This is a genomic window from Aeromonas sp. DNP9, assembly GCF_001728955.1.
GTDB lineage: Bacteria > Pseudomonadota > Gammaproteobacteria > Enterobacterales > Aeromonadaceae > Aeromonas > Aeromonas veronii.
Genome location: NZ_LYSQ01000012.1, coordinates 20,957 through 44,990, shown reverse-complemented (window position 1 = coordinate 44,990; position 24,034 = coordinate 20,957). Strand labels below are relative to the sequence as shown.

Genomic DNA, 24,034 nt, shown 5'->3' with positions numbered 1-24,034 from the left:
TCCAAAAGGATGGCTGGGGATGCGGGTCTGCCCCGCATCCCGGTTATGTCGTTACACCAGACCCAGGCCGGTAATGACCAGATCGATCAGCTTGATGCCGATAAACGGCACCAGCAGGCCGCCGACACCGTAGATCAACAGGTTGCGGCGCAGCAGGCTGGCGGCCGAGCCTTTCAGATCGACACCGCGCAGGGCCAGCGGCACCAGCGCCACAATGATCAGGGCGTTGAAGATGATGGCCGACAGGATGGCGCTCTGCGGGCTGCCCAGCTGCATCAGGTTCAGTGCCCCCAGTTGCGGGTAGGCGGCGATGAACAGGGCTGGCAGGATGGCAAAGTACTTGGCCACGTCGTTGGCGATGGAGAAGGTGGTCAGGGCGCCACGGGTCACCAGCAGCTGTTTGCCGACCAGCACCACATCCAGCAGTTTGGTGGGGTTGGAGTCGAGATCCACCAGATTGCCCGCCTCCTTGGCGGCCTGGGTGCCCTCGTTCATGGCCAGCCCCACGTCAGCCTGCGCCAGTGCGGGCGCATCGTTGGCGCCGTCACCGCACATGGCGACCAGACGGCCATCGGCCTGCTCCTGACGGATATAGGCGAGCTTCTTCTCCGGCGTCGCTTCGGCGATGAAGTCATCCACCCCGGCTTCGGCGGCGATGGCAGCGGCGGTTTTCGGGTTGTCGCCGGTGATCATCACGGTGCGGATCCCCATATGGCGCAGGATCTGGAAGCGAGCCTTGATACCGGGCTTGATGATGTCCTTGAGGTAGACCACCCCCAGCAGTTTCTCCTGCGTGCAGACCAGCAGCGGAGTCCCACCCTGACGGGCGATGCTGTCGACTGACTTGAGCACCAGCTCCGGCACCGCCTTGCGGTCGAGGGAGAGGTAGTTTAGTACCGCATCGACAGCCCCCTTGCGATATTGGTGACCATTGCGATCCAGCCCGCTCAGGCGAGTCTCGGCGCTGAAGGGGATCACCTTGTCGCTCTCCAGCTGGCTCGGCTTGGCCATGCTCTTGCTGGCCAGAGTCAGGATGGATTTGCCCTCCGGGGTGTTGTCACCCAGCGAGGCCAGCATGGCGGCTTGTGCCAGCAGGGCGGGGTCGACGCCCGGTGCCGGGATCAGCTCATCCGCCATCCGGTTACCGAAGGTGATGGTGCCGGTCTTGTCCAGCAGCAGGGTGCGCACATCACCGGCCGCTTCGACGGCACGGCCAGACTTGGCGATGACGTTCAGCTTCACCAGTCGATCCATACCGGCAATGCCGATGGCGGAGAGCAGGCCGCCGATGGTGGTCGGGATCAGAGTGATAAAGAGCGCGATCAGGTAGAGACGCGGGACCTGGGTGCCGTTGTAGTCGAGGAACCAGGGCAGGGTGGCGACTACCAGCAGGAAGATCAGGGTCAAGCCCACCAGCAGGGCGTCGAGCGCCATCTCATTGGGAGTCTTCTGGCGCTTGGCCCCTTCCACCAGTGCAATCATCCGATCTAGCGTGCTCTCGCCCGGATTGTTGCTGACGCGCACCCAGATCTCGTCGGAGACGACCGTCGTGTTGCCGGTCACGCCGCTGCGGTCGGTACCTGACTCGCGGATGACGGGGGCGGATTCACCGGTGATGGCCGCCTCGTTGACCGAGGCGATGCCGGCGATTACTTCACCGTCGGCCGGGATCATCTCGCCGCTGCGTACCAGCACCAGATCCCCCTTCATCAGGCTGGTGGCGGGTACCCACTCGCCCTGACCATCTTTGGCATTCTTCACACGACGGGCCTTGAGCTGGCTCATGCCCGCTTTCAGGCTGTCGGCGCGGGCCTTGCCGCGCCCCTCGGCCAGGGTTTCCGCGAAGTTGGCAAACCAGAGGGTGAGCCAGAGCCAGGCGGTCAACTGCCAGGCCAGCGAGGGGGCGACGCCGGAGAGAGGCTGCCCCAGCAGGGACTCCACGGTCGCCATGACTGCGGCCAGCCAGAGGGTGAACAGGATGGGGCTGCCAAACAGCGCCTTGGGATTGAAGCGATAGAGGGCCTCAATCATTGCCTGGATGATCTGTGATTTCTGTTTTTTGCCCTTCACCAACATGGTGTCGGTGCTCATTGCAGTGGACTTGCTCATTGGAAAGCTCCCAGCATCAGATAGTTGGCCATTGGCATCCGGATGGTGATCGACAGGGTCAGGTTCATCAGAATGCCCCTCCGATCAGGCTCAGGTGTTCGGCCACCGGGCCCAGTGCCAGCACCGGCAGGAAGGAGAGGCCACCTATCAGCAGGACGGTGATGATCAGCAGGGTAACGAACAGCGGGCCGCTGATGGGGAAGTCTCCTTCGCTCGTCTCCTGACGGGGCGCGCGGGCCAGCTGACCGGCGATGGCCAGTACCGGAATGATGTAGCCGAAGCGACCGAGCAGCATGGCCAGACCGATGGCGATGCACTGCCAGTTGTCACCGGCGGCAAAACCGGCGAAGGCGGAGCCGTTGTTGCCGGCAGCCGAGGCGTAGGCATAGATGAGGCGTGACAGACCGTGCGGGCCATCATGGCCGATGATGGTGCTGGCATCCGGCATCAGCAGGGTGAAGCCGCCGATCACCAAAACCCCCACCGGCATCACCAGCATGCTGGCGACGACCCACTTCATCTCGGTTATGCCGAGGCGTTTGCCCAGATAGGTCGGGGTACGTCCCACCATCAGGCCGCACAGGAACACGGTCAGCAGTACGAACAGCATCATGCCGTAGATACCGGAGCCGACCCCGCCGAAGATGACCTCACCCAGCAGCATGTTGATCATGCCCACCATGCCGCCGAGCGGAGTAAAGCTGTCGTGCATGGCGTTGACGGCACCGTTGGAGGCGGCGGTGGTCGCCACTTCCCAGATGCTGGAGAGCACAGGGCCGAAGCGGCTCTCCTTGCCTTCCCAGTTGCCAGCCATGTTGCTGGTGTCAGTGGTGAGCTGGGCGAGGGCGGGATCCGGTTTCAGCTCCTGGGAGAGGGAGACGAAGAGCCCCAGCACCAGCATGAGGGTCATGGCGCCGAGAATGGCGCGGCTGTGGGCCATGTCCTTCACATAGCGGCCCAGAGTAAAGACCATGGCTGCGGCGATGGTGAGCAGAGCGACCATCTCCAGCCAGTTGGAGAGGGTGGTCGGGTTCTCGAACGGGTGGGCGGAGTTGATGCCGAAGAAGCCACCGCCGTTGGAGCCAAGCTGCTTGATGGCGATCTGCGAGGCCGCCGGGCCGAGGGGCAGCAGCTGCTCCTGACCTTCCACGCCGTGGAACGGCAGATAGGCGGAGAGGCTTTGCGGCACCCCTTGCCATACCAGCACCAGCGCCATGATCAGTGCGATGGGCAGCAGCACATAGAGGCAGAAACGCACCAGATCCTGCCAGAAGTTGCCAAGGTTGATGGTCTGCTGGCGGGCGATGCCGCGGAACAGGGCAATGGCGACGGCGGCGCCCGTCCCTGCGGAGACGAAGTTCTGGGTGGTCAGCCCAACCATCTGGCTGAAGTAGGAGAGGCTGGCCTCACCGGAATAGGCTTGCCAGTTGGTGTTGGTCATAAAGCTGACCGCGGTGTTGAATGCCAGTTGCCAGCTCAGACCCGGCAGTTGTTGCGGGTTGAGGGGCAGCAACCCCTGCGCCATCAGGATCAGGAACAGCAGACCGAAACCGGCGCCGTTGAAGGCCAGCAGGCTGAGGGCGTAGGACTTCCAGTCCTGCTCCCGTCCATCGGTGCCACAGCAAGCCAGCGTGGCGCGCTCGACCGGTGCCAACCAGTGGATTTTGCCTTCAAATACCCGGTAGATGTAGTTGCCCAGCAGCGGTGCCGGCAGCAGAACCAGCAGCACGAAGGCCACCGGATAGATTATTTCTTGCCACATGTTCTAGTTCCTCACTCGTGGTCACGGTGCGTCAGGGCACGCATTGGATTGTTCACGAGGCTCGGCAGTTTGCTGGCCACAGGGTAGATAATTTCTTGCTGCATATAGGTAGTCCCTCACTCGTGACTGCGCGTGAGTGCGCGCATCAGATAGGCCATCAAGGCGAGGACGAGCAGCAGATATAGCCAATTCATATCGACTCCATTGAGATAATTAGCTGCGAGAGCCGATGTAAGACCATATCGACTCTGTTGGTGTCATTGACGCTGAAAAGGGTATGTAAAACAGGCGTAAAGGCGCCATAAAGCGCCATGTGGCAGGCGTAAAATCGGCGTAAAGAACGACGGATTTGCGAGAGAAATGGCGAGGAGAGATCAAAAAACCCGGCCTGAGCCGGGTTTGGGGGAAGGGGCTACATGGCTGTAGACGCCGGCTGCTCGTGACAGGCCAACTTCATCTGCCCTTAACGCATAGTGACGAACTCTTCCGCGCTGGTGGTATGAGGCATGGGAACGCAGTTGTTGAAGTTGGCCTGATAATGACAGGCCAACTTCAAACGTACCTATCGCATTGTCACGAACTCTTCAGCACTGGTCGGATGGATAGCCACGCAGTTGTCGAAGTCCGCCTTGGTGGCACCCATCTTCATGGCGACGCCGAAGCCTTGCAGGATCTCGTCCATCGCAAAGCCGATACCGTGCAGACCGACCACCTTCTCTTCCGGGCCGACGCAGACCAGCTTCATCCGGGTGGGCTGGCGATGCTGAGTCAGTGCCGAGTACATGGCGGTGAACTGGCTGCGGTAGACCTTCACCTGGTCCTCGCCGTATTCGGCGATGGCTTCCGGTTCGGTCAGGCCGATGGTGCCGATGGGCGGGTGGCTGAAGACCACGGTCGGTACCAGATCGTAGTTGAGGTGCTCGTTCGGCTTGTTGTTGAACAGCCGTTCGGAGAGGCGACGGCCCGCAGCGACGGCCACCGGGGTGAGCTGGATGCGACCCGTGTTGTCACCCACTGCATAGATGTTGGCGACGGTGGTGTTCTGGAACTTGTCGGTCGGGATAAAGCCCTTCTCGTCCAGCGCGATGCCTGCGGCGGCCAGATTCAGGTTGTCGGTAGCCGGTACCCGGCCGATGGCCCAGATCAGGCAGTCGACGGTGAGGTGGCGACCATCTTCCAGTTGCAGGGTCAGGCTGTTGTCAGCGTTCTTGAGCACGGCTTTGGGAATGGCGTGGGTGTGCAGCTTGGGCCCTTCCTGCGCCATGATTTCGACCAGTGTCTCGTGGATCATGGGGTCGAAATTGCGCAGCGGCGCGTGCTTGCGCACCACCAGATGGGTCTCTGAGCCGAGCGCCTGCATCACCCCTGCGATCTCGACTGCGATGTAGCCCGCACCCACTACGGCAACCCGCTTGGGTTGGCTTTGCAGATCGAAGAAACCATCGGAGTCGATACCCAGCTCGGCACCCGGGATCGCCGGAATTTCCGGGCGGCCACCGGTAGCGATCAGAATGTGATCGGCCGTGTAGTGCTCGCCATTGACCTCGATGGTGTTGCTGCTGACGAAGCGGGCGAAGCCCTTGATGACGGTGATCTGGTTCTTGCCCAGCACGTTCTGATAGGACTGGTGAATGCGGCCGATGTAGGCCTGGCGGGACTCGACCAGCTTGGCCCAGTTGAAGTGGTTGAGGGTGGTGTCAAAGCCGTAGTCGGCGCCATATTTCAGGGCATCGGCGATCTGGCCTGCATACCACATGGCCTTCTTCGGTACGCAGCCTACGTTGACGCAGGTTCCACCCAACTCTTTGGCTTCAATCAGGGCAACTTTCTTACCGTACATGGCAGCCCGGTTGGCAGAAGCAATACCGCCGCTGCCGCCGCCGATGGCGATATAGTCAAAATGCTGTGCCATTGCGAGGTTCTCCGCTCATTAAGAATGCAATCACAGCATGATGGGGATAAAGCGGCTGGCTCACAAGAGCCAGCGCTCAGTTATGTTGGATCGGCAGGCGAATATGGAACTGGGCGCCCTGGCCCGGTTCGCTGGCACAGCTGATACGGCCTTTCAGCAGTTGCACCACCAGGTTGTAGATGATGTGGGTGCCCAGACCGCTGCCGCCCTGACCCCGCTTGGAGGTGACGAAGGGATCGAAGATGCGCGGCAAGATTTCTGGCGGGATGCCGCGGCCGTTGTCCGAATAGTCGATAAACAGCTCCTCTCCCTGCTGTTCCACCTTGATGGTGATCTTCTTCGGTTTGTCCCAGCTGTCGAACCCGTGGTTGATAGAGTTGAGGATCAGGTTCGAGTAGATCTGGGTAAAGCTGCCCGGGAAGGAGAAGATCGACAGCTTGGGATCGCACTGGATATCCACTTCGCACTGGCTCTTTTTCAGTTTGTGACCGAGAGATACCACCACCTGATGAAGGTTGTCGGCGAGGCTGAAGTTGTAGCGTGCTTCCGATGACTGGTCGACAGCCACCTGCTTGAAGCTGGCAATCAGCTCGGAGGCGCGCCGCAGGTTGCTCTGCAGCAGTTGCATCGACTCGTCGAGGTTGACGGTGAACTCGTTGAGATAGGAGCGCGACAGTTGCTTGGAGTCGATATGGGATTTGAAGTCGGCGACCCGCTCCTGCAGGTAGGAGGAGGCGGTCACGCTGATGCCGATGGGGGTATTGATCTCGTGTGCCACCCCGGCCACCAGCGATCCGAGGGAGGCCATCTTCTCCGACTCCACCAGGGTCTGCTGGGCCTGTTTCAGGTCGTCGTACGCCTTGCCGAGCTGGTTGTTGGCTTCGCTCAGGCTGCGGGTACGTTCAACCACCTTGCCTTCCAGCTGCTCGTTGAGCTGGATTATCTCCCGCTCGACCTTTTTCAGCTGGGTGATGTCGTAACCGAAGCCGATCTGGTACTTGAGGTTGGGGCCATCGTAGAAGGGGACGAAGGTCCATTGCAGTACCAGCTCATGGGCCTGCTGGTCATGCATGATGACCTCTTTGTCTGACAGTGAACCTTCCGCTGCCAGAATATCGTTCAGCTCTTCCCGTTGTGCCGGGCTGACAAAGAGATCCAGCCAGTTGTGCTGCAACAATTCTTGCTGGTGGTATCCGGTCAGCAGGATGGCAGCCGGGTTGATGCTGGCGATGGTCAAATCCGGTTCCATGCAGCAGATGACCATGTTGGCGGAGTTGATCAGGGTGGCGGAGAAGTCCCGCTCCTTTTGCAGTTGTTCGACCGCCTGATGGCGGGCAACCAGCTCGTCACGCAGCCGGGTACGCATCTGGTTGAGGGTGGAGACCAGGGTATCCAGCTCATCGGGTTTCTTGCGCGGCTGCGGGCGGCCTTCCAGCTCCAGCTCCATGTCGAGCCGATCGAGGTTGAACTTCTGGGCGTAGTTGGCGATGCGGTTGATGTGCCTGACCACCAGATAGTAAATGATGATCAGGATGCAAAATGAGACTACCAGGGTCTTGATGGTCTGGCTGACCATGATCAGCACCGATTTTTCGATGAGGCGCTGGTAGATCTGCTCGAGAGAGGCGGCAACGAACAGCTTGCCGACAATCTCCCCCTGATAGGTGAGGTTGAATTCTCGGGAGATATCATAGCTTTCCCGCTCGACCCCCTGGGTCAGCAGCGGGACTTCGGAGTTGCCGAGCATCTCCTTGACCATCACGAACTGCATATTGGGCAGGTTCATGATCCCTTCAATTTGCACTTTGACCTGCTCTTCATCCAGGTTCCACAAGCTGGCGGCGATGGGTTGCAGGAACGAGGCCTCGATCTGGCCGATGCTGTCTTCGATGACGGCAACATCCTTGCGGTAATCCCAGGCGAGTTGCAGCGCCGTAATGATCATCGCCAATACGGTACTGCAGACCAGAATGTAGGAGAGCAGGCGATATGAGAGTCCGTTGCGGCCTACGGCCCTGGCGGTCTTGGAGAAGAGTCCTGACATGGCGTCCTTGCGGTCTGGATGTGGTGTTTTTTAGTTTAACTGCTTCATGCACTTATGTCGTCTTTCCTGCGAAGCATAAAAAAGGCCCCGATACGGGGCCTTTGCATGTCATTGATGATTAATGTCCGCCGTTTGCTTTGGGCGGAATGGTTTCATCGAATACCGGCAAGGGTTTGTGCTCGGAAGCCAGATAGGTGTAGATCACCGGCAGCACGAACAGGGTAAACAGGGTGCCGATGGCAAGACCTGCCACGATGACGATACCGATACTGAAACGCTGTGCCGCACCGGCGCCAGCGGCGTAGAGCAGCGGGATCAGACCGGCAATCATGGCGGCCGTGGTCATCAGGATCGGACGCAGACGCACCTTGGCAGCCTGCATCACGGCTTCCATCCGGTTCATGCCGCGCAGCAGCTGCTCTTCCTTCGCCACTTCACAGATCAGGATACCGTGCTTGGTAATCAGACCCACCAGGGTGATGAGGCCCACCTGGGAGTAGATGTTCATGGTCGCCATACCCCATGCCAGGGCAATCAAGGCCCCGCTGATGGCGAGCGGTACAGAGACCATGATGACCAGCGGGTCACGCACCGACTCGAACTGGATGGCCAGCACCAGGAAGATGATGGCCAGTGCCAGCGCGAAGGTTGCATAGAGTGCATTGCCTTCGGTGACGAACTGACGGGCTTCCCCCATGAAGTCGTAACGGTAGCCTTGCGGCAGCTTCTCGTCGGCGGTGGTCTGGAACCAGTTGATCGCATCACCCATGGCCACGCCCGGAGCCGGAACGGCGCCTATGGTGGCGGAGTTCAGCTGGTTGAAGTGGGGCAGGGCGCGGGGCTCGCCAACCACTTCAATGCTGATCAGGCTGCCGAGCGGGATCGATTTGCCATCTGCGGCCCGCACGTAATAGCCCTTGATGGACTCCGGATTGAGACGGTACTTGCGCTCGACCTGCGGGATCACCTCGTAGGAGCGGCCATCAAGGTCGATACGGTTGACGTAACCGTCCGCCATCATGGTGCCCATGGTGATACCTATATCCTGCATGGTGATGCCGTAGGCACCCGCCTTGTCCTTGTCGATGCGGATCTTCATGGTGGCGGAGTCGTAGTTCAGATCGAGATCCGAATAGACGAACTGACCGTTACTCTGCGCCGCTGCCAGAATTTCACCGGCCACCAGGAACAGGCTTTCGAAGCTGTTCGGGGTGGTGATGACGAACTGGATCGGCAGACCACTCGATGCGCCCGGCAGTTCCGGGAACTGGAAGGTGGTGATGGCCATACCCGGGATGTCTTTCACCAGATTGGCGACCCGATCCAGCACCTCTTTCTGGCTCGCTTCACGCTGACTCCAGGGCACCATGGAGGCGATACCGAACGCCTGGTTGGCGTTGAACACCCCTGAGAAGACCTGGGAGAAGGCGATCTCGGGCTGGTCGTCCAGGATCTTGTTCACATCCGCCATGGTGTTTTCGATGTAGTCCAGGTTGGCGTTGGACGGTGCGGTACCCAGCACGGCCATTACCCCCTTGTCCTCTGACGGTGCCAGTTCGCTCGGGATGAACTTGAACAGCAGCGGCAGGCTGGCGAAGACGATGACGGCGAACACCACGATGACGGGGCGCTTTTTCATCACGGCGTGCAGCATGCTGTCGTAGCGATCGGTCATCCGTTCCAGCAGGTGGTGGACTGTGCTCTCGAACTTGCCCGGTTGCTCGTTGGCCTTGAGCATCTTGGAACACATCATCGGTGACAGAGTCAGGGCGATGATGCCCGAGACGAACACGGCGCCAGCCAGCGTCAGGGCAAACTCCTTGAACAGGGAGCCTGTGATGCCCCCCATCAGGGCGATAGGCGCGTATACCGCCGCCAGGGTGACCGTCATGGCGATAACCGGTACCGCGATCTCGCGGGTACCGATAATGGCGGCCCGGAACGGTTCTTCCCCCTCCTTGATATGGCGGTCGACGTTCTCCAGCACCACGATGGCGTCATCCACCACCAGACCGATCGCCAGCACCATCGCCAGCAGGGTCATCAGGTTTATCGAGAAGCCGAACATATCCATCATCATCACTACGCCGATAAGACTGAGCGGAATGGTGATGATCGGGATGATGACCGCGCGGAACGAACCGAGGAACAGGGTGATGACCACCAGAACGATGGCGGCTGCCTCCAGGATGGTCTTGATAACCTCGTGGATGGACTCGTTGATCGCCACGGTGGAGTCATACATCACGTTGAGACGCATGGTGCTCGGCATATTGCGCTCAAGGCTCGGCAGCAACGCCAGCACATCGTGTGCGATGTTGATGGGGTTGGCTGTCGGCGCGGCGTTGACCGCCATGACCACAGCTTCGCGGCCGTTGGCGCTGGCGCGATAGATGTCGTGGCTCTTCTCGAGGGTTACCTTGGCAATGTCGGAAAGGCGGATCACCTTGCCGTCACGGGTAGCAACAACCAGACGCTTCAGCTCGTCGACATCCTTGACCTGGGTCTCGGCGTTGCCGTTGAACAGGGTAAAGTAACCGGTCGCCTGACCTGTCGCGGACTGATAGTTGTTGCTGTTGAGCACCGTCATCACGTCGCTGGCCGTCAGGTTGAAGGCCGCCATCTTGGCCGGATCCAGCCATACCCGCAGGGCAAACTCGACACCGCCGTAGAGGTCAACCTTGGAGACCCCGCCCACGGTAAAGAGCTGCGGCTTGATAACCCGCTCCAAATAGTCGGTGATCTGGCTGGAATTGAGCTCCGGGCTGGTAAAGCCGAGGTAGAGCACCGCCGTGGTCGAACCGGTGGAGGAGGTGACCGAAGGGTCTTCCGCCTCTTTCGGCAACTGGGAGCGCACCGAGTTCACCTTCGCCAGGATGTCGGACAGCGCGGCGTTGGGGTCGGTGTTGAGCTTCATGTACGCAGTGATCGTTGAGCTACCCAGCTGGCTGGAGGAGGTCATGAAGTCGATGTTGTCGGCTTGCGCGACCGCCTGTTCCAGCGGCTGGGTGATGAACCCCTGGATCAGATCAGAACTGGCGCCATAGTAGCCAGTGCTGACGGTGATCACCGTGTTGGTCACCTCGGGGTATTCCCGTACCTGCATCTTGAAGATGGCCTGAAAGCCCAGCAAGGCGATCAGGAAGCTGAGCGATATCGCCAGCACAGGCCGTTTTATAAATATGTCAGTAAATCGCATCGCAGATCTCCGCGCTTACAGCATCGGGGTTTGTGCCGGAACGGCCAGGGCATCGTTCTCGACCACATGCACCTTGGTGTCGTTGCTCAGGCGAACCTGACCCGACAGTACGATCTGGTCACCGGCCTGGATGCCGGAGAGCACATGCACATCGTTGCCACGGCGCTCACCGGCCTTGACCACAACCTGCTTGGCTCGCAGCACTTTCACCTTGTTACCCTCTTTGTCGGTCTCTTCGCCCTCTTTGAGCACGTAGACGTTCTGACCGTAAAGGGTGAAGGAGATAGCGCTCTGCGGGATCACAATCTGATCTTTCACCGTCGGCAGAATGATGCTGGCGCGGGCGAACATACCGGAACGGAGCTGACCGTCGTTGTTCGGAATGTCTGCCTGTACCTGGATCAGGCCGCTCTGAAAGTTGACCGCAGGCTCGATGGCGGTGATATGACCATCAAACTGGGTTTGCGGATAGGCATCCACATTGATCTTGATGGTCTGGCCCAGCTTGATTTTGGAGATATCGGTCTGGGGCACGGTGAAGCGCAGGCGCATCACGCTGGTATCCTCCAGGCGCACGATATCGGTGCCCGGTTGCAGATACTGACCGAGGAACACATTGCGCAGGCCGACCACGCCGCTAAAGGGCGCACGGACTTCACGACGGGCAATGGTCGCCTTCAGACTCTCGATATCTGCTTCCAGTGAGCGATAGGCCGCTTCCGCCTCATCCAGCTGCTCTTTGGAGATGGAGCTGGTCTTGTAGAGGTTCTGGAAACGATCGAACTTGGCTTTTGCCGCCGGCAGCTTGGCCTGGGAGGCGCGCAGATTGGCCCGCTCCACGGTGGAGTCCAGGCTCAGCAGCAGCTGGTCAGCCTTGACCGGTTTGCCCGACTCGAAGGTGATGGCATCAATGGTGCCGGCCAGTTCGGTGGAGAGGGTCACCCCCTGATTCGGCTCGATGAAGCCGATCGCTTCGATGGTCGGTACCCAATCCTGCGCCTTGGTCACCATGGCTGTGACGGGGAACTCGGGTTCCGGCCGGTTGGCCATATACTGGGCAATCATCTTCTGTTTGAACAAATTGAAGCCGATGACGCTGCCAAACAAGGCGATCGCTATCAGCAACATAATGGCCATCCACTTTTTCATGAACAGGCTCCTGAGGTGGAAAGATTGGGGGATAAAATGGCATTCCAGCTGGCCCGGATCGCGGTTTCCAACTGCGATTCGGTCAGCGTGATGTTGTGCACCCTGCACTGCAGGGCCAGATGCATGACACTGTCCAGACTCAACACCTGGAGTGCCCGTATCGGTAAATCAATAAACAATCCTTGTTCAACGCCCTGTTCAAAAAATCGGTCCAGAGGCTCCCAGGCAGCCAGAATGACAGGATTGGTCTCCAATTCTGCCCCTAGCGGAGAGCTCTCGTACTGCAATTTGCACCGGATAGCGTTGGGTTCGTTAACAAAAATGGCATGAATATTGAGCCATAATTGGCGAAATTGTTGAAATGAAACTTTATCGATTGCTACATCGGCCATGACCATGGGCACACACTGCAAGATAGTGTGCTGGTGCAGTTGCCGGATCAGATCATCCTTGTCGCTGAAGTAACGATAGATTGTGCCGGTGGCAACATTGGCCTTCTTGGCGACTTCTGCAATCGACAGACCATGAAAACCCCGTTCACCCAGCACCTCATGGGCCGCGTTGAAGATGCTCTCTTTTTTATCCAGAATCATCAGTGTGACTTTCGATTGAATGAACGTTCATTCATTCTAGATGGGCATCAAATCAAGTCAAGGCAGCAAGGCGATTTGCGACTGCGATCTGCCCCTTTTCGGCTGTCAGCTGGGGAATAGTGGAAGAAAAGTGCGCAATGTGCTTGAAAAAACAACGAACAGTGTTTCGGTGACAGAAAAGTGTAGACAAACCAGCAACCATCATTAATAATGCGCCCCGTTCGACAGCGTAGCGCCCGTAGCTCAGCTGGATAGAGCGCTGCCCTCCGGAGGCAGAGGTCACAGGTTCGAATCCTGTCGGGCGCACCATCAAAAGTGCGTCGGTTAAACGGGCGTTGTTGTGGAACGAAAACAGCTGTGGTGGCTGTAGCTCAGTTGGTAGAGTCCCGGATTGTGATTCCGGTTGTCGTGGGTTCGAGCCCCATCAGCCACCCCATTTTACAGCTTGTCAGGTACGCGAAGGTGGCGGAATTGGTAGACGCGCTAGCTTCAGGTGTTAGTGCCCCCCGGGTGTGAGGGTTCGAGTCCCTCTCTTCGCACCATACTTGCTGTATGACGAGGATGACCATCAGGTCGTCTTTGTTTTTTTGAAGTAAACTATTTTGAAAGAAATAGCCTCGGTGATTAGCGCAGTCCGGTAGCGCATCTGGTTTGGGACCAGAGGGTCAAAGGTTCGAATCCTTTATCACCGACCACATTTAGAAAAACCTCGCTTCGGCGAGGTTTTTTGCTTTCTGGCCTCCGCTGCGCCAGCACTCTCTCCCTGTTACGTCTGTTTACACTCTATTTGGGCAGCGCACCCCGCCTTTCGGTTATGCTTCAGCCTCGAGTCACTGACAAGCGGATGTCATCGGCCCATTTCAGGCATTTTTCCATGAATAACAAAATTTCCTTTTCTTGCTCTCCCGCCCTGCTGGCTGCCTTGCTGCTGGGTGGCTGTACCATCAAGCCGCCATCCACCGATGTGATGATGGGCTCCATTGCATCACAACCGCAGGAGGAGCGTTCTCTCTCCCCCTTGCTGACCAGCGGTGATTTTTGCGTTGCGGTGTCCCAGCAGAAGGTGTTGGCACAACCTTGCAGCGGAAAAGACGATCAACTGTTCGAGTGGGATCTGGGTGAGTTGCGCCTGCAGGATCTCTGTTTGCAAGCCAAAAACGACAGCGAAGTGATGCTGGCACCCTGTGACGGTCAGGCGCAGTGGGAGTGGCAGAAAGACAGGCTGTTCAACAGCAAGGTTGCCCGTTGCCTCGATGTGGCCGGTCGACGCCATACCCCCGGCACGCCGCTGCGGCTGGCCGAATGCTACGGCGGAGCGAACCAGAGCTTCAGCTGGCAGCGGCCCAATCCCTGGCTGGAGACTCTGAAAAAACAAAGCCTCACATGGTGAGGCTTTGTTGATTCGAATGTCGGGATTGAAGAGGATCAGGCGGCGCTGACGCTCTCCAGCTCGAACAGTTTTTCCAGATAGACGGCGACGCCATCTTCATCAGAGGTGAGGGTCTGCTCATACTCCGGCAGCGCCATTTTCAGGCGATCATGGGCGTTGCCCATCACGATGCCGCGTCCCACCATGGTCAACATCTCGAAGTCGTTCATGCCATCGCCGAAGGCGATCGCCTCCGACATGTCGAAACCGTTCTGCTCCAGTACGGCGCGCACCGCATTGCCCTTATGCACCCCGGCGTGCATCACTTCGAGGCAGTCCGGCAGGGAGAAGGTGACGTTGAGCTGGTCGCCGTAGCGCTGGTTGAGGTGCGCCTCGATCTTCAGCAGCTTCTCGTGGTCGCCGATGTAGAACACCTTGTTGATCTGCTCTTTCGGTTCCTGCTTCAGGTCATCGACCAGGCGGTAGGTGAACCCTGACTCGTCATGGAACTGCAGCAGCCAGGGCAGCTCCTCTTCCACCACCCAGTCATCACCCTGATAGACATTGAGGTGGATAGAGGGGTCACGCTCCAGCGCAATCAGCTCGGCGGCGATTTCGGTCGGCAGCGGCTGGTTGAAAATCAGCTGATCCTGTTTGTCATGGACCACGGCGCCATTGGAAGTAATGAGGTAGATGTCCATCCCCAGCGCATCGCGGAAGCTGCGTACGTCAACGTGATGACGGCCGGTGGCGACCACGAATTTCACACCTTGTTCTACCAGGCGGTGCAGGGTATCCCGGGTACGGGGAGAGATCTGGTGCTGCTTGTTGAGCAGAGTGCCATCGAGATCGGATACAACTACTTTGAACATCATTACCTCGGCATCGATTGAAAACAGGGGCAGTTTACCTTAGCCCGCACTGTCACCCCATTTATTTAGGGTTACAAAAAATAGCCAGCTCAGAAGCGGGCGAAAAAGTCGACCATCGCGGTCAGGGCGGGCTGGCGCTTGTCATCGGATTCGATAAACAGCTCGTGCCAGGCCCCCTCGATGCGCAGTGGTTTGCCCCCTTCGCACTTGGCAATGGTGCAGAAGCGATCCTGCGCGGCATTGTCCACCACGCTGTCGTTGCCAGCCTGCAGCACCAGCAGCGGCGTCTTGATGGCGCCTGCATCGGCGATGGCGGCATCGGCACCTGTGATCCCCTGATAAATCCAGTGGGCGGTCGCGCCACCCAGTTTGATCTGCGGATGCTGTTCGTAGAGCTGGCGGAACACCTGATAGCGGGACTGGCTGTGAGTCAGCTCGTTGTCGGCAAAGCCGTGATCCTGATAGGCGCCCTGACCGGGGCCGTAGGGGGGCTCGCCAAGCCAGCCGCCGACCGTGCCTATGGTGCTGGCCAATCCCTTGGCCAGCCACTTGGGCAGACCGCCGAGATTGATGCCCAGCATGGGGGAGGAGAGCACGGCTGCCTTGATATCATCGGGCCAGCGTTCCATATAGCGGGCCGAGATGGCGCCGCCCATGGAGTGGGCCAGCAGGAACAGCTTGGCTGGCTGGTCCACCATGATGATCTGGTCGTGAAACTGCTTGAGATCGACCACATAATCGTCGAACTTGTCGACATATCCCTTCTGCGGGTCATTCAGCATCCGGCCGGACATCCCCTGACCGCGATGGTCGATAAGATAGAGGCTGTAGCCCTGACGCCAGAGATCCCACGCCAGCTCCTGATACTTGAGGTAGCTCTCGACCCGGCCATTGACGATCAGGATGGCGCGATCGACCTTGGCTTGCCGCAGCGCAGCATAGCGTATTGTCACCCCATCCTTGCCCTTGAACTCCCCTTCAACCGCATGCTGGCGCCAGAAGTCGGGCAGGGTTTGCTGGTAGAGGCTGGGTACATCGGCTTCGCTGGTGAGCTGATAGGTATTGGTCACGGCAAGGGCTCCGGCAGAAAACAGGGTCAGGGCCAACAGGGAAAGAGAGAGGGGTTTCATCAGGCACACTCCTGTTGCCAATGGTGATAAAGGGCGGCGATATCCCCCGAGCAGAGTAGCGCCATGCTGGCTTGCAAGCGGGGCAGGGGCCAGTCCCACCACTGCATCTCTTGCAGCATGGCGATCTGCTCATCGCTGAAGCGGCGGCGGATCGGCTGGGCCGGGTTGCCGCCGACTATGGTGTAAGGGGCCACATCTTTGGTCACCACGGCGCGGGTGGCGATGACGGCGCCATCACCTATGGTGATGCCGGGCATGATCATCGCTTCCGAGCCGATCCAGACATCGTTGCCAATCCGGGTATCCCCCTTGCGCAGAAAGCCGCCGCGGGCCCCTTCGCCAAAGGTGTCGGGGTTGAACGGGAAGGTGGAAACCCAATCCAGCCGGTGGCCCTGATTGCCCGCCAGCATGAAGGTGGCGCCCGAGCCGATGGAGCAGAACTTGCCGATGAGCAGCCGATCCACCTCGCCCCAGAGGCCGCTCTCCCAGGTGTCGCGGGTCGAGCCATCGCCGAGCAGGTAGCGGACGCAGTGATCCTCGAACGGCTTGCCGTGGTAGTAGCCGGAGTAGTAGCTGTAGTCGCCGGCCTCTATGTTCGGGTTGGTCAGGTGATCCCGGATGATTTGCGATTCCAGCCAGCTGCCAAAAGGGTTATCCATCACTCCTCCTGCGGATCGTCCTGCTCGCTCTGCTGCGCCCACCCTTTGCGGGTCAGCTGCATCCGTTGCCACCACTCTTCGTCCGCCAGAATTTCACCGGCCGGGCCGAGCTGGGGGTAGGGCATCTCTTTCTCTTTGCAGAGCTGGGCATAGATAGGATAACCCCCCTCGAACAGGATGCTGTTTTGCTCCTCCAGCGTGAGCGGGCAGCCGCGCTGATAGCAGCCGGCCAGCTCGCGCTGGCGCTGCGCTTCGTAGAGGATGGCGGCTGCGGCCACCGAGACGTTGAGGGACTGCACCATGCCGACCATGGGGATGACGATATGGTGATCGGCCAGCGCCAGCGCCTCTTCACCGATGCCGTGCTTCTCCTGACCCACCAGGATGGCGGTCGGTTTGGTGTAGTCGATGGCGCGAAAATCGACCGAGCTGTCGGAGAGGTGGGTCGCCAGGATCTGCATGCCGGAGGCTTTCAGCTCGGCCACCGCGCTGCCGATATCCGGGTGCAATTTTACATCGACCCAGTTCTGGCTGCCGCGGGCGGTGCCCTTGCGCTTGTGGATCCAGGTTTTGGGCCAGACGGCATGTACCCGGTGGATGCCGATGGCATCGGCGGTACGCACGATGGCGGCCAGATTGTGAGGTTTATGGACCTCTTCCATGCAGACGGTCAAATCGAGCTGACGCTGGGCCAGCATGTCGGTGATGCGCTTGAAGCGTTCGGGGGTCATGGCTTGTCTCTATAAAAGCAGCAGGCGGCTTGCGCCGCCTGTGTTCAGTTCTTCTGTCGGCTCACCTTGAGCACGTTGGGCATCACGCGGATCTTGCGCATGATGTTGGCCAGGTGGATGCGGCTCTTGGTGGTGATGAGCAGGCTGACCTGATAGACCCGGCCATCCTTCTCTTCGGTGCTGATGGCGTGAATGTTGGCGCCGGTGGCGGCAATCACGTTGGCCAGCTCGGCCAGTGCACCCTGATGGTTGACGATCTCGATGCTGATACCGGTGCGGAACTCCTGTTCCTGCTCCTTGTCCACTTCCCACTGCACTGGCAAGTACTTGTCCGGCTCCTTGCTGTAGCCCTTGATGTTGCGGCAGGCTTCCTGGTGGATCACCAGACCCTTGCCCGGACTGATATGGGCGATGATGGCATCTCCCGGGATCGGGCGGCAGCAGTTGGCGAAGGTGACCAGCATGCCGTCGGCACCCTTGATCGGCATCTTCTTGCTGCTGGTTTTGGGCTGCTCTTCCGGCGGCAGTTCATCCCCCAGCATGCGGCGCGCCACCATGACGCTCATGGCGTTGCCGAGGCCCACATCGGCCAGCAGCCCCTGCAGGTTCTCGTGCTTGGTATCGGCCAGCACCTGCTTGATGCGCGGCTCGGGGATGTCTTCGATATTCTTGGCGCCCAGCGCATGGTTGAGCAGGCGGCGACCCAGCACCACCGACTCTTCGGTGCGCAGGTTCTTGAGGAACTGGCGGATCTTGGAGCGTGCCTTGGTGGTCACCACAAAGTTGAGCCAGGCCGCGTTGGGGCGGGCGCCTGGCGCCGTGATGATCTCCACCGTCTGACCCGAGTGCAGCGGGCTGCTGAGCGGGTAGGGGTGGCGGTCGACCCGCGAACCGACGCAGGCGTGGCCGATATCGGTGTGCACCGTGTAGGCGAAGTCCACCGGCGTGGCGCCGGCGGGCAGCTCCATGATGCGCCCTTCGGGGGTAAAGACGTAGATTTCGTCGGGAAAGAGGTCGGTCTTGACCCCTTCGATAAATTCAAAGGAGCTGCCGGCGCTCTGCTGCAATTCCAGCAGGCTCTGCATCCAGCGCTGGGCGCGGATCTGGGCGGTAGTGCCCGAGCTGTCGCCATCCTGCTTGTAGGCCCAGTGGGCGGCAACCCCTTTATCGGCCATCTGATCCATGAACTCGGTGCGAATTTGCACCTCGACCGGTACCCCGTGCGGCCCCACCAGAGAGGTGTGCAGCGACTGGTAGCCGTTGGTCTTGGGGATGGCGATGTAATCCTTGAAGCGGCCGGGGCGCGGCTTGTAGAGGCTATGCATCTGCCCCAGCACCCGGTAACAGGTATCTATGTCCTTCACTTTTACCCGAAAGGCGTAGATATCCATTACCTCATGAAATTGCAGCTCTTTTTTCTCCATCTTGTTGTAGATGGAGAACAGGTTCTTCTCGCGGCCACTGACCTGATGTTCGATCCCCGCTTCTTTCAGGCGACCGCTGATTTCGCTCTGGATGGAGTCGATGATCTCGCGGCGATTGCCACGGGCGCGGCGCACCGATTCGCGCAGCACGCGGGATCGCATCGGATAGAGCGCCTCGAAGCCCAGCTCTTCCAGCTCGTTCTTCATGGTGTGAATACCGAGGCGGTTGGCGATGGGGGCGAAGATTTCGAGGGTTTCCCGGGCGATGCGGCGGCGTTTGTCCGGGCGCAGGGAACCCAGAGTGCGCATATTGTGGGTGCGGTCGGCCAGCTTGATCAGAATGACCCGGATATCCTGGGTCATTGCCATCACCATCTTGCGGAAGTTCTCGGCCTGCGCCTCTTTGCGATCGCGAAATTTCAGCTTGTCGAGCTTGGAGACCCCGGCCACCAGTTCTGCAACCGCATTGCCGAATTGTTCGGCTAGATCGGCTTTGGTGACAGAGGTGTCTTCGATGACGTCGTGCAGCACGGCGGCCATCAGGGTTTCATGATCGAGGCGCATGTCACCCAGGATTCGGGCAACGGCAACGGGGTGGGTGATATAGGGTTCGCCACTGGAACGCATCTGGCCCTGGTGGGCATCACGGGCCACCACATAGGCTTGCTTGAGCTTCTCAACCTGCTCTGGCGGCAGGTAGGAACTGGCTATTTCTTTAAGGTTTTCAAATAAATACAAGACAGTCCCCGCAGCGGTGAAACGGCAATTCGTGGAATTGAGGGTATAGCCCTGAGTTTGCGAGGTTTTCGAGCGGTTGTAAATGGGGATGAACAGTCGGCACCCGGGCGGGTGCCAACCGGAGGAATAACTTAACCGCGGCCTTCGGCGATGGCAGCAACGGCAGCCAGCTCGGCGGCTTCCTGCTCTTGCTGTTCGTAGCGGTCCTGGGTGTCCATCACTTGATTGTTCACCAGACCCAGCTCGATCTCACGCAGGGCGATCACAGTCGGCTTGTCGTTCTCTTCGTCGACCAGGGGATCTTTGCCTTGTACCGCGATTTGACGAGCGCGGCGCGCGGCGACCAGCACCAGGTCAAAACGGTTACCTACCTGTTTTACAGCATCTTCTACAGTAACGCGTGCCATGCAGGACTCCAGTGTTTGGGCTTTCTGTATTTAGAAAAGCAGTGTTTAAAAATGACGCAAAAGTTTACTTGTTTTTGGCTTACTCTGCCAGTAGCTGTTGCAGCAAGTTTTTTTGAGCCTGTTGCTGGTGACGCATCTCCAGCCGTTGGCACTCAATAATGGACCTGAGCTGGAACAGCGCCTGCTCGAACTCTTCATTGATAATGACATAGTCATACTCGTCGTAGTGCACCATTTCGGCAATGGCTTTCGCCATCCGGCCAGCAATCACTTCGGCGCTGTCCTGACCGCGCCCAATCAGGCGGCGTTCCAGCTCTTCCCGGCTGGGGGGCAGGATGAAAATGGATTTGGTCGGCATCTGCTCGCGGATCTGGCGGGCACCCTGCCAGTCGATGTCGAGGAATACGTCGATCCCCTTGGCCAGGCAGGCTTCGATGGCGGCGCGGGAGGTGCCGTAGTAGTTGCCGAACACTTCGGCCCACTCCAGAAAATCACCGCGTTCGATCAGCGCCTTGAACTCTTCCACCTGGACGAAGTGGTAGTGTACGCCGTGCTCTTCGCCAGGGCGGGTGGCGCGAGTGGTGTGGGAAACCGACAGCTGCATCTTGCCAGCTTGATTGTGGTTGGTCAGCAAGGCATTGAGCAGACTGGATTTACCCGCGCCGCTCGGAGAAGAGATGATATAGAGAGTGCCTTGTTGCGCCATATTATTACCTTTAATCGAAACCGCTGTTTTGGTTGTAGCAGAGACCGCCGTCTTGTGCCCGAAAGGGAGACAGCCAAACGCAAAACGCGGAAAATTCTTGAGTCAGGAGGATGTAAAGGCGGCGAATTTTACCAGAATGCGGCGAATAAAAAAACGGCCGGAATCATATTCCAGCCGATCAAAGTATTCGTAGCTTGCTGCGGGAGCGTAACCCACATCAGCCTGCATTGTGCCTTTGGCTGAGGGCAGAGGCTATCAGGTTATCCCTGCCTGATGGCTCGGAATTCCCGAGGTGCTCTGTCACTACGGCAGCTGGCGATCTGCACAGATCCGCTCGAACGCGGCGATAACCTGCTCGCTGGTGATGTTTCGCATGGCTTCCGGATCCTTGAGGCGGGTGCGCCAGCTCAATTCGGCCAGCGGCTTGCCGGTCTCCTGCTCGACCAGCTCCTGATAGACGCTGACCACGTAGTCGCGGCAGAGATATGGGCCGGTACGCGCCGGATTGTGATGGGCATAGAGGCCGATCACCGGCGTGCCCACTATGGTAGCCATATGGGTTGGGCCAGTATCGGGGGCCAGCACCAGACTCGCCTCACCAATCAGCGCCAGCAGCTGCTTGAGGTTGGTCTGCCCCACCAGATCGACCGGTTTGCTCTGGCTTAAGCGCTGGATCTCGGCAGCCAGATCCCGCTCCAGTTTGGCAGGCCCGCCACAGAGATAGACCTGAAAGCCCTTGTTGGCGGCGTGATCTGCCAGCGCGGCATAGCCTGCGGCCGTCCAGTTTTTGAATGCCTTGCTGGCGGCTGCGCAGATAAGCAGAGTCGGTTTGCCGCCAATCTTCTCCCTTGCCCACGCCTGATGATCGGCGCTGATGGGCAGTTGCCAGTCCGGGGTCAGATCCTTGATGCCGAGCTCTTTGGCGAAAGCGAGGAAACCGTCCAGCACATGGGGAGAGGCAGGCGAAGGCACCTTGTGGTTGGTGAACAGCCACTGGCCGTCGTTGGCCCGTTCCCGATCAAACCCGAGTTTGACCTTGGCGCTGATGCCGAGGGTGGCGATGCTGGCTCGCATCGCTGCCTGCAGGTGGAGCAGGGCATCGAATTTGCGCCCCTTGAGGGTATGCCAGAGATCGCGATAGCCGCGCCACCCCTTGCTCTTGTCTAAGGGGATTACTTCGACGCCGGGCAGATCAGCAAACAGGGTTGCCTCGATTTTGCCGGTGATCCAGGTGATGCGGGTCTGTGGCCACTCCCGCTGGATGACGCGCACCAGCGCCAGTGCGTGGCAGCAATCCCCGATGGCGGAGAGCCGCAGGATGCAGATGGAGGAGGGGGGCGTTTGAAATAGCGGCATGTTGTGGCGCACGGCTGGCAAAAAGGGTGGATGGCATTATGCAAACTCCCCTCTGGATTGTAAAATTGCGCACAATCGTCAACCGGGATAGGCCGGGCCCTGCGCCATGACCTGTTTCTGCACGTCGTTGATTAAAGGCCACTATTGCGGGCATGCCAGAGCGGCAGCCTCATCGCCAATTGAAAAATTGCGATCCATGACCCACCGAGCGGGATCTCCACGATGCGAGTACAGACCGAACACAACCAGATCTGCTGGTATGCCGAAGGGGCCTTTCGCGACCCCTCTCCCCAGTTATTCGATCCTGCCTGGTGGCAGAACAACCGTCAGGTGGTGGGAACCTCCATCGGGCGGGGGGTGACCTGGTTCGTTAAGGATGAGTCCCGCCATCTGGTGCTGCGCCACTACTATCGCGGCGGCATGGTGGGCAAGGTGGTGCGGGATCGCTTCTGGTTCGAAGGGGTCGAGTCGAGCCGTGCCATGGCCGAATACACCCTGCTGGCCAAGCTGTGCGAGCTGGGGCTGCCGGTGCCGCGTCCGTTTGGTGCCCGCATGGTCAAACAGGGCCCCTTCTATCGTGCCGATATCCTGATTGAGCGAATTCGCGGTGCCAAGGATATGGTGGCGCTGCTCAAGCAGGGGCCGGTGGCGACCGAGGTATGGCACAAGATAGGCCAGACGGTGCGCCAACTGCACGATGCCGGGGTCTATCACGCCGATCTCAACAGCCACAACCTGCTGCTCGATAAAGAGGGCAAGGTGTGGGTGATCGATTTTGACAAGGGGGCGATCCGCTCCCCCGGCGAATGGCAGAAGGCCAATCTGGAACGCTTGCTCCGTTCATTCAATAAAGAGTCTCAACTGCATACCAGTTTCCACTTCGTACCGGAGAACTGGCAGACCTTGATGAACGGGTATCAGGGAAAAGCGCTCTGACCCTGTTGCTCGGCGTGAACGCCAATGTTACTTATTGAGCAGATATCAGATCCTGTTTCGAGGCGCTCCATGGAAATGCTCAAGACACCTTTGGTCGATGTGACTGCCCGGCTTGATACGGGTCTGCTGTCTGATGCCATGGCGCTGCTGGAGGCGGGGATCTGGACCTGGTCAGCCCAACATGGGTTGCAGCGTGATCCCTCCTGCCTGCGCCTGTTGGGATTGGGAGAGTGCTGGCCGGATGATCTCGGCTGGCTGGATCGGGTGCATCCCGACGATGTTGCCCGGCTGGAAGATGCCCTGCTCGCCTGCCAGAGCGGCCGCAGCAGCGGTCTGCGCCTCGAATACCGCATTCTGCATCATCACGGTCACTACATCCGGCTGGAAGAGCGGATGCGTCGCGATGAGCGGGGCTATCTGCTGGGGGTTGTCCGTCACCTCGATCCCGCTGCCGTGCTGGTGGAGGAGCGACATGGCACCGATCCGCTGACCGGACTGGAGAGCCGTGGCCGTTTCGAGCAACTGCTTGAAGAGCGGCTGGCGACCGAGAGCGGCACTTTCAGTCTGCTGCAGTTTTCGGTCGATCACATGGCCAAAATCCAGCAGTTGTTTGGTGAAGTGGCTTGCGACGCCATGCTGGCCAAGCTGGCGCGTATCGTACGTCACGAACTGCGGCGGGAAGATCCCTTCGCCCGCTGGGATGAAGACGGTTTTATCCTGATGCTCTCCCAGACCGAGCGGATGAGTGCGCTGGAGATCGCCGAGCGGCTGCGCCTCGAGATTGCCGATGCCAGCCTGCTGTCACAGCGACCGGTCACCGTCAGCATCGGGTTGGTGCAGAGCCAGACCGGCGAGCAGCTCGATCATCTGCTGGCCCGGCTGGCCAGCTGTCACAGTCAGGCCAGACGGGAGCACAACACCGTCGTCGGCTGAGTGTG

The 24,034-nt window shown here is 59.3% G+C and carries 18 protein-coding genes and 4 tRNA genes; 7 read left to right on the top strand and 15 right to left on the bottom strand.

Annotation, left to right across the window (positions count from 1 at the left end; genetic code table 11):
* Nucleotides 1-51: 51 nt before the first annotated feature.
* The 7 genes from kdpB to A9G06_RS09770 all read right to left on the bottom strand — a co-directional run bounded on the left by kdpB (nt 52) and on the right by A9G06_RS09770 (nt 12,768).
* The gene (gene kdpB / locus A9G06_RS09800) at nt 52-2,109 is read right to left on the bottom strand and encodes a potassium-transporting ATPase subunit KdpB (protein ID WP_069555102.1); all 2,058 of its coding nucleotides are present in this window, start codon (nt 2,107-2,109) and stop codon (nt 52-54) included.
* A 67-nt stretch (nt 2,110-2,176) separates the two neighbouring features.
* Nucleotides 2,177-3,871: a potassium-transporting ATPase subunit KdpA gene (gene kdpA / locus A9G06_RS09795; RefSeq protein WP_069555101.1), complete on the bottom strand. Its 1,695-nt coding sequence runs from the start codon at nt 3,869-3,871 to the stop codon at nt 2,177-2,179.
* Nucleotides 3,872-4,433: 562 nt separating this feature from the next.
* Nucleotides 4,434-5,783, bottom strand: coding sequence for a glutathione-disulfide reductase (gorA, locus tag A9G06_RS09790; RefSeq protein WP_005355760.1), 1,350 nt, complete (start codon nt 5,781-5,783; stop codon nt 4,434-4,436).
* 76 nt (nt 5,784-5,859) lie between these two features.
* Nucleotides 5,860-7,827 (bottom strand): ATP-binding protein, encoded by a 1,968-nt coding sequence (locus tag A9G06_RS09785; protein ID WP_069555100.1) that lies wholly within the window; start codon nt 7,825-7,827, stop codon nt 5,860-5,862.
* A 118-nt stretch (nt 7,828-7,945) separates the two neighbouring features.
* The gene (locus A9G06_RS09780; RefSeq protein WP_005355755.1) at nt 7,946-11,026 is read right to left on the bottom strand and encodes a multidrug efflux RND transporter permease subunit; all 3,081 of its coding nucleotides are present in this window, start codon (nt 11,024-11,026) and stop codon (nt 7,946-7,948) included.
* Between the two features lie 15 nt (nt 11,027-11,041).
* The gene (locus A9G06_RS09775) at nt 11,042-12,175 is read right to left on the bottom strand and encodes an efflux RND transporter periplasmic adaptor subunit (RefSeq protein WP_005339268.1); all 1,134 of its coding nucleotides are present in this window, start codon (nt 12,173-12,175) and stop codon (nt 11,042-11,044) included.
* Entirely contained in the window at nt 12,172-12,768 is a 597-nt protein-coding gene (locus A9G06_RS09770; RefSeq protein WP_069555099.1) for a TetR/AcrR family transcriptional regulator, read from the bottom strand. Before A9G06_RS09770 ends, A9G06_RS09775 begins: the two co-directional genes overlap by 4 nt.
* A 232-nt stretch (nt 12,769-13,000) precedes the next feature.
* Here A9G06_RS09770 and A9G06_RS09765 point away from each other — a divergent pair.
* From A9G06_RS09765 to A9G06_RS09745, 5 genes are all read left to right on the top strand, one after another.
* Nucleotides 13,001-13,077: transfer RNA gene (locus A9G06_RS09765), tRNA-Arg, on the top strand.
* Nucleotides 13,078-13,128: 51 nt separating this feature from the next.
* Nucleotides 13,129-13,204 (top strand) — tRNA-His (locus A9G06_RS09760).
* Nucleotides 13,205-13,224: 20 nt separating this feature from the next.
* Nucleotides 13,225-13,310, top strand: a tRNA-Leu gene (locus A9G06_RS09755).
* Nucleotides 13,311-13,386: 76 nt separating this feature from the next.
* Nucleotides 13,387-13,463: transfer RNA gene (locus A9G06_RS09750), tRNA-Pro, on the top strand.
* A gap of 179 nt (nt 13,464-13,642) precedes the next feature.
* Nucleotides 13,643-14,158, top strand: a complete 516-nt coding sequence (locus A9G06_RS09745) for a ricin-type beta-trefoil lectin domain protein (RefSeq protein ID WP_069555098.1) — start codon at nt 13,643-13,645, stop codon at nt 14,156-14,158.
* A 35-nt stretch (nt 14,159-14,193) separates the two neighbouring features.
* On the opposite strand, the gene A9G06_RS09740 is transcribed toward A9G06_RS09745, so the two are convergent.
* The 8 genes from A9G06_RS09740 to A9G06_RS09700 form a co-directional block, all read right to left on the bottom strand.
* A complete protein-coding gene (locus A9G06_RS09740; protein ID WP_005339262.1) occupies nt 14,194-15,009 on the bottom strand; it encodes a Cof-type HAD-IIB family hydrolase in 816 nt (271 codons plus the stop codon).
* A gap of 89 nt (nt 15,010-15,098) precedes the next feature.
* Nucleotides 15,099-16,139 (bottom strand): alpha/beta fold hydrolase, encoded by a 1,041-nt coding sequence (locus A9G06_RS09735; protein WP_069555097.1) that lies wholly within the window; start codon nt 16,137-16,139, stop codon nt 15,099-15,101.
* Nucleotides 16,139-16,798, bottom strand: a complete 660-nt coding sequence (locus A9G06_RS09730) for a CatB-related O-acetyltransferase (RefSeq protein ID WP_069555096.1) — start codon at nt 16,796-16,798, stop codon at nt 16,139-16,141. The genes A9G06_RS09735 and A9G06_RS09730 overlap by 1 nt, the downstream gene beginning before the upstream one ends.
* On the bottom strand, nt 16,798-17,529 hold the full coding sequence (trmH, locus tag A9G06_RS09725; protein ID WP_042063570.1) for a tRNA (guanosine(18)-2'-O)-methyltransferase TrmH: 732 nt from the start codon (nt 17,527-17,529) through the stop codon (nt 16,798-16,800). Before trmH ends, A9G06_RS09730 begins: the two co-directional genes overlap by 1 nt.
* A 44-nt stretch (nt 17,530-17,573) precedes the next feature.
* A complete protein-coding gene (gene spoT, locus A9G06_RS09720) occupies nt 17,574-19,691 on the bottom strand; it encodes a bifunctional GTP diphosphokinase/guanosine-3',5'-bis pyrophosphate 3'-pyrophosphohydrolase (protein ID WP_005339255.1) in 2,118 nt (705 codons plus the stop codon).
* 131 nt (nt 19,692-19,822) lie between these two features.
* Complete coding sequence (gene rpoZ / locus A9G06_RS09715) at nt 19,823-20,098, bottom strand: DNA-directed RNA polymerase subunit omega (protein WP_005307060.1); 276 nt, start codon at nt 20,096-20,098, stop codon at nt 19,823-19,825.
* Nucleotides 20,099-20,177: 79 nt separating this feature from the next.
* Nucleotides 20,178-20,804 (bottom strand): guanylate kinase, encoded by a 627-nt coding sequence (gene gmk, locus A9G06_RS09710; RefSeq protein WP_069555095.1) that lies wholly within the window; start codon nt 20,802-20,804, stop codon nt 20,178-20,180.
* Between the two features lie 303 nt (nt 20,805-21,107).
* Complete coding sequence (locus A9G06_RS09700) at nt 21,108-22,160, bottom strand: glycosyltransferase family 9 protein (protein ID WP_069555160.1); 1,053 nt, start codon at nt 22,158-22,160, stop codon at nt 21,108-21,110.
* Between the two features lie 222 nt (nt 22,161-22,382).
* Here A9G06_RS09700 and A9G06_RS09695 point away from each other — a divergent pair, with 222 nt between their 5' ends.
* Both A9G06_RS09695 and A9G06_RS09690 read left to right on the top strand, forming a co-directional pair.
* Nucleotides 22,383-23,096, top strand: a complete 714-nt coding sequence (locus tag A9G06_RS09695; protein ID WP_005339249.1) for a 3-deoxy-D-manno-octulosonic acid kinase — start codon at nt 22,383-22,385, stop codon at nt 23,094-23,096.
* 69 nt (nt 23,097-23,165) lie between these two features.
* A complete protein-coding gene (locus A9G06_RS09690) occupies nt 23,166-24,029 on the top strand; it encodes a sensor domain-containing diguanylate cyclase (RefSeq protein WP_069555094.1) in 864 nt (287 codons plus the stop codon).
* Nucleotides 24,030-24,034: the final 5 nt, after the last annotated feature.

Coding starts and splice junctions, on each gene's coding strand:
- kdpB (WP_069555102.1), bottom strand. CDS start 2,109: ATGAGCAAGTCCACTGCAATGAGCACCGACACCATGTTGGTGAAGGGC.
- kdpA (WP_069555101.1), bottom strand. CDS start 3,871: ATGTGGCAAGAAATAATCTATCCGGTGGCCTTCGTGCTGCTGGTTCTG.
- gorA (WP_005355760.1), bottom strand. CDS start 5,783: ATGGCACAGCATTTTGACTATATCGCCATCGGCGGCGGCAGCGGCGGT.
- A9G06_RS09785 (WP_069555100.1), bottom strand. CDS start 7,827: ATGTCAGGACTCTTCTCCAAGACCGCCAGGGCCGTAGGCCGCAACGGA.
- A9G06_RS09780 (WP_005355755.1), bottom strand. CDS start 11,026: ATGCGATTTACTGACATATTTATAAAACGGCCTGTGCTGGCGATATCG.
- A9G06_RS09775 (WP_005339268.1), bottom strand. CDS start 12,175: ATGAAAAAGTGGATGGCCATTATGTTGCTGATAGCGATCGCCTTGTTT.
- A9G06_RS09770 (WP_069555099.1), bottom strand. CDS start 12,768: ATGATTCTGGATAAAAAAGAGAGCATCTTCAACGCGGCCCATGAGGTG.
- A9G06_RS09745 (WP_069555098.1), top strand. CDS start 13,643: ATGAATAACAAAATTTCCTTTTCTTGCTCTCCCGCCCTGCTGGCTGCC.
- A9G06_RS09740 (WP_005339262.1), bottom strand. CDS start 15,009: ATGTTCAAAGTAGTTGTATCCGATCTCGATGGCACTCTGCTCAACAAG.
- A9G06_RS09735 (WP_069555097.1), bottom strand. CDS start 16,139: ATGAAACCCCTCTCTCTTTCCCTGTTGGCCCTGACCCTGTTTTCTGCC.
- A9G06_RS09730 (WP_069555096.1), bottom strand. CDS start 16,798: ATGGATAACCCTTTTGGCAGCTGGCTGGAATCGCAAATCATCCGGGAT.
- trmH (WP_042063570.1), bottom strand. CDS start 17,529: ATGACCCCCGAACGCTTCAAGCGCATCACCGACATGCTGGCCCAGCGT.
- rpoZ (WP_005307060.1), bottom strand. CDS start 20,098: ATGGCACGCGTTACTGTAGAAGATGCTGTAAAACAGGTAGGTAACCGT.
- gmk (WP_069555095.1), bottom strand. CDS start 20,804: ATGGCGCAACAAGGCACTCTCTATATCATCTCTTCTCCGAGCGGCGCG.
- A9G06_RS09700 (WP_069555160.1), bottom strand. CDS start 22,160: ATGCCGCTATTTCAAACGCCCCCCTCCTCCATCTGCATCCTGCGGCTC.
- A9G06_RS09695 (WP_005339249.1), top strand. CDS start 22,383: ATGCGAGTACAGACCGAACACAACCAGATCTGCTGGTATGCCGAAGGG.
- A9G06_RS09690 (WP_069555094.1), top strand. CDS start 23,166: ATGGAAATGCTCAAGACACCTTTGGTCGATGTGACTGCCCGGCTTGAT.